The following is a 2,776-nucleotide window of genomic DNA, read 5'->3' on the forward strand; positions in this document are numbered from 1 at the left end:
GCGCCTCGACACCGGAGTATCGGCTGGAGGAGGCGATCGCCTGGTTTCGCGCCCGCGGCGTGCGGCGGATCGAGGCACTGGGCGAGCCGGAGAAGATGCAGCGCTCGGTGCCGGAGGGCTTCGCGCTGCCCGTGGCGCTGCGCGACGCCGTGCGCCGCGCTGAACGCGAACGCGGGGCGCCGGTGCAGCCGCGCAGCCGCGCCGCGCAGGCCTGGCGCGACACGGCGCTGTGAGGCCCGCTCAACGCAGGCGGCGCATGATCTTCGGCGTCAGCAGCCAGTCCAGCTCACCGGCGCCGGCGGCGGGCGGACCCTCGAAGCTGAGGCAGGCGGCGCCGCCCTTCTCGAAGGGCAGCGCGTAGCCCGCCTCTTCGCCGCCCAGCAGCCATGCCGCCAGCAGGCCGATGCCCGGCCGGTGACCGACGAGGGCCAGGCCGCGTTCTGATACCGGGTTCCTTTGCTGCTGGTCGACTTCCGCGTCGCCGGCGCCGGCGTAGAGCCGCGCGGTGCAGTCCTTCAGCACCTGCTCGAACTGCCCGCCGGGGCGCAGCGCCTCGCAGATGACGATCTCGCTCTCGCCGCGGCCGGCCGCGGTGCAGAGGATCGCCGCCGTCTGCGCCGCGCGCGGCAACGGGCTGGTGAGGATCGCTGCCGGCGGGTCGATCAGCTCCAGCAGCCCTTCCACCGCCCTTTCGAACTGCTTGCGCCCCTTCGGTGTGAGCGGGCGGTCGTCGTCGTTGGGAAAGTTCGGGTCGCCGTGCGCATAGGCGACGGCGTGACGCACGAGGTAGAGCTTCATCGGCGCTGCCACTCCGGATCGATCTCGGCCCGCCGACAGCATGCCACAAGCGGGCGCCGCCGTGCCGGCATCCTCGTGCAGGATGTACCGTCGCCGGACGCAGGGCGCGCGACGGGCCGGGAGCGGAGTTTCGCTTCCGGCCCGTCGTTTCACGGCGGTGCAGGCGCCGGCATGCCCGGCGCCGACCGCCGATCGTCGTCGGTCAGCTTAGACATGGTTTCAAAACCGGCTCGAGTTCCCGCTTGCAGGTGTGCGATCGCACGTGAACGCCGGTTTTGAAACCATCTGTTAGTCGGCGGCCGCGGCGGCGATCTGCTCGCTGGGCGTGGCGATGGCGATCTTCTTGACCTTGACCGCCTCGCTCTTCGGCAGCTTCACCGTAAGCATGCCGGCCTCGTACGAGGCCCGGGCGGCGCCGGACTCGACGGCGGCGGGCAGCGCCACGCGCAGGGTGAACGGGCCCTCCGCCAGGCCACGCGCGTGCCAGGTGTACGTCTGCGCGTCCTCGGCGGGATAGAGGCTGCGGCTGCCGCTCAGCGTCAGCACGTTCTCGCGCACGGAGAGGTCGAGATCGGCGGTGTTGATGCCGGGGATGGCGGCGCGCAGCACGAACTCGTCGCCGGCCTCGAAGAGGTCGAACGGGAAGGGGCTGGCGGCGCCCAGGCGCAGCGTGCGCGGCGCGGTGTCGTTGAACAGGCGGTTGGAGAGGCCGCGCATGGAGGCGAAGTCGGCGAAGGGATCCCAGCGCATGGTCATGGTCGTGTTCCTCCGAGAGTTGAGTCTCTCGCTGTAGACTTAGCACTCTCAATCAGTAAGTGCTAATAATTGTATAGCCCATCTGATCGGCTCTTGCCAACAGGCCACACGTCGGGCAACGGCAAGAGACGTGCAGAGACCTCGCTCCTGCTCCCTCGTGCTCACTCCACGCCATTCATACTCGCAAGATCGAGTCATGTCAGCGAGGCCGTACGTCTTCGCTGCGCAGCGCGGAAGGCGGTCGGCACAGCGCGCGGCTGGAGCTACTTCGTGCCGAGGAAGGCGGCGAGGGTCCGGGTGGTCACGTCGGGGTTCTCGAAGACGAAGAAGTGGACGGCGTCGATGCAACTCAGCCGCGCCCGCGGCACGAAGGGCTCGACGCCCTCGTAAAACTCGTGGGGCTGGCGCGGATCGTGGAAGCCTTGAAGGATCAGCACAGGGAAGTCCCACGCCGCCATCAGCCGCGTGCGCCGGTCGAGCCAATCCTTGCGCTACGAGGACGAGTTGAGGTAGCGCGGCGCCGCCCAGCCGATCAGCTCGCACGCGATTTTGTCTGCAGCAGGTCGCGCGGGTTGTCGGCTATCAGGGGTGGCAAGGCGCTTCTCAGCCTGGCGGCGCCTCAGTACGGCGAGGTGATCCCGCCGGTAGGCCCGCTGCTAAAGCCGGTGGTGCCGTGCAGACACATGCTGTTGCACTTGGGATCGGTCTGTTCGTGGCTGTGAGTGCAAAAGTGGCAGAAGATCAGGATGTAGCCCTCCACCTCCGCGCTATCAGCCGCCGCGGGCAATGTCGGCGAGCCGGCAGCAGTCTCGGACAGGTTGGGGCGGGACGGATCGAAGGGTTGGCGGGAAGCTGGCATGGTGACAAACCTCCTTCACGGTGGCGCGATCTGCGGTCTTCGCTTCGTCGCTCTGGTTTGAATCTACGCGCCGGCTGCGCGGGTGCGAACCCGAAGATAACTCGTTTCCCCTTCCACTGCGAGCATACGCGGCGGCGCTGCCCACAAGCGCGGCCGGAGCCACGGCGCCGGTGCAGCACCCACCCAGCGCTCGTTGCACGCACCAAGCGCCGCGCCGCGCGTCTAGGGTCTGTCTGATGAATGGACCCGTTGCCCGGTATCCTGTGCAGGAGGGTGTGCACACCACAGGAGCTGGGCATGGTCGGGCGGGGAGAACTGACGGACGCAGCGTGGGCGGTGCTTGCGCCGCTCCTGCCAGGCAAT

5 protein-coding genes are annotated in these 2,776 nt (G+C 68.7%); 1 reads left to right on the forward strand and 4 read right to left on the reverse strand.

The features are described from left to right. The coding region (locus tag VKV26_05095) for a hypothetical protein (protein HLZ69270.1) at positions 1–233 on the forward strand (233 nt) is incomplete at its 5' end. 7 nt (positions 234–240) lie between these two features. On the opposite strand, the gene VKV26_05100 is transcribed toward VKV26_05095, so the two are convergent. The 4 genes from VKV26_05100 to VKV26_05115 form a co-directional block, all read right to left on the reverse strand. Then, positions 241–798, reverse strand: coding sequence for a histidine phosphatase family protein (locus VKV26_05100; protein HLZ69271.1), 558 nt, complete (start codon positions 796–798; stop codon positions 241–243). Positions 799–1,086: 288 nt separating this feature from the next. After that, positions 1,087–1,554 carry an Hsp20/alpha crystallin family protein gene (locus tag VKV26_05105; protein ID HLZ69272.1) on the reverse strand — a complete coding sequence of 156 codons (468 nt, stop codon included), beginning with the start codon at positions 1,552–1,554 and terminating at the stop codon, positions 1,087–1,089. Between the two features lie 263 nt (positions 1,555–1,817). Beyond that, on the reverse strand, positions 1,818–2,012 hold the full coding sequence (locus VKV26_05110; protein HLZ69273.1) for a hypothetical protein: 195 nt from the start codon (positions 2,010–2,012) through the stop codon (positions 1,818–1,820). Between the two features lie 161 nt (positions 2,013–2,173). Then, positions 2,174–2,413, reverse strand: a complete 240-nt coding sequence (locus tag VKV26_05115; GenBank protein HLZ69274.1) for a hypothetical protein — start codon at positions 2,411–2,413, stop codon at positions 2,174–2,176. Positions 2,414–2,776: the final 363 nt, after the last annotated feature.

It is taken from the genome of Dehalococcoidia bacterium, from assembly GCA_035310145.1.
GTDB lineage: Bacteria > Chloroflexota > Dehalococcoidia > CAUJGQ01 > CAUJGQ01 > CALFMN01.